Origin of the sequence: Bradyrhizobium sp. 17 (assembly GCF_023073515.1) — a bacterium.
GTDB lineage: Bacteria > Pseudomonadota > Alphaproteobacteria > Rhizobiales > Xanthobacteraceae > Bradyrhizobium > Bradyrhizobium canariense_D.
In genome coordinates this window covers 1-1,606 of the sequence record NZ_JADPJQ010000101.1, presented here as the reverse complement: position 1 = coordinate 1,606, position 1,606 = coordinate 1, and the positions used below count along the sequence as shown (strand labels likewise).

Here is a 1,606-nt window from a genome sequence, read left to right as displayed (position 1 = left end):
TTCGGCGATCGACTGTTGCACTGACGAATGCAAGCTTTCGGTCTTGGCCATTCTGAGCAAATGCTTCGTCAGATGATGGCGCGGCGCTCGATCGGGCTTCGCTCGACGAGGTGGCAGGGGCCAGTGGCCGGACATTGGTGCTGGCAAATACCTTGCTGGTCCGTGCCGCCTCGCTCTCCTGTGTGACACGCTGCTGTTCGGCATCGATACCAAGCGAGCTGGATGTCGAAGACCCCTGTGCTGCGACGATCGGCCGGCCGAGATCACCCGGCAAGGGCGGCCCCAGGCGCGGCACGTCCTTCGGGATCTCGGTGTAATCCTTTGGTAAGATCGCGAGCTGATCGGCGATATTGTGGCGGTCGGTGGCGTAAAGCTCCTCAGGCGCTGAGACACGAGACCGTTTCTCCTGCAGCGCCCAGAGCACCGCGCCGGTGATCAGCACGAGCACCAGGGCGCTGACGCCAATCAGGACCTTTCGCGAGAGGCGGGCCACTTGTGGAGGATCCGGCCGGAGGCGCAGGGCCTCGGCGATCTCTTCCGGCGGCCTGGCCCGAGGCGGTTCCTTTGGTGTATCGATTGCCTGGTCACGATCGTTCAAAGCGACCTCCCGTCAGTTCGCACGATCCTGACCTTCTGCTGGTGCTCTTCGCCGAGCCTCAGCTCCGCGGCCGCGAACAGCCGGTCAACAATCAGCACATTTCCGTACGCGCGGTAGTTGACGATTTCAGCTTTGCCGTCGGGCCCGATCACGAACAGCGGCGGCATCTCGCCCTGACTGACGCCGGGGGAGAATTCAATATAAGTTTTTCGGCCGTCATCATAAGCGTTGACGGGACGCCACGGCGGGCTGTCGCCCTCGATCGCGTAACGGTACCGGCGCGCCGGCAGGTCCGGAATAAAGGGTGCCGGCGGTAAAGCTCGGGGCCCCACACGATCTGCCGGATAGAACCAGGCGACCGAGGGCATATAGGGCCTTTCTTTGGCGCGAAGCTCGATCAAGTAAGTACGACGATCAGTATTGACGACGAGGTTGGTCTCGATCAAGGGACGGGTTGGCTTGACCATGATGTGAACGCGGCGGCTGTCGCCACTCCCACTTTCGGTGTCGCCGACCACCCAGCGCACGGTATCGCCCGCGGCGACGGGTCCCGAGCCGATCAGCTGCTCACCCGGCTCAAGGGCAATGTCCGTAATTTGTCCCGGCGCGGCATAGATCTGGTAGAGCGCGCCCGGACTATAGGAAAACACTTGCACCGCATTGTAGTAGCCCGCTTTGCGAGGCTGCACACGTGCAGCGTCATTTGCGGTTTCGATACGCTCGACAGGCTCTTTGGCCTCCGCGGTCTTGCCGCCGCGCGCAGCCTTCCAGATCGGCGGCAGATGCAGCGGTTGCGGCCGGTCATCGGCAACCGCCGGCAAATCCGGGGCCGGCGGGAGCTCGTTGTCGTGGCTGATCTGCGGTGGCCTGAAAGTCGTGCAGCCGCCAAGTGTCGAGAGACTGATAAGAAGAGCTAGAGGCAAGCGCGGCCGCGCTTTTCGCGACGCAATGACGATATCTGACGGCATGGTTAGCCGAGCTCCTTTGACCAGTTGATCGCGTTGACAT

The 1,606-nt window shown here is 62.5% G+C and carries 1 protein-coding gene and 1 pseudogene; both read right to left on the bottom strand.

Annotated elements, in window-relative coordinates:
* Positions 1-598: pseudogene (locus IVB13_RS18795) on the bottom strand (conjugal transfer protein TraI); the annotation flags it as partial.
* The gene (trbG, locus tag IVB13_RS18790; RefSeq protein ID WP_247489958.1) at positions 595-1,566 is read right to left on the bottom strand and encodes a P-type conjugative transfer protein TrbG; all 972 of its coding nucleotides are present in this window, start codon (positions 1,564-1,566) and stop codon (positions 595-597) included. The pseudogene IVB13_RS18795 and the gene trbG, both read right to left, overlap by 4 nt.
* Positions 1,567-1,606: the final 40 nt, after the last annotated feature.

Bases quoted from the DNA above. Each gene is read 5' to 3' on its own strand.
- trbG (WP_247489958.1), bottom strand. From the start codon at position 1,566: ATGCCGTCAGATATCGTCATTGCGTCGCGAAAAGCGCGGCCGCGCTTG.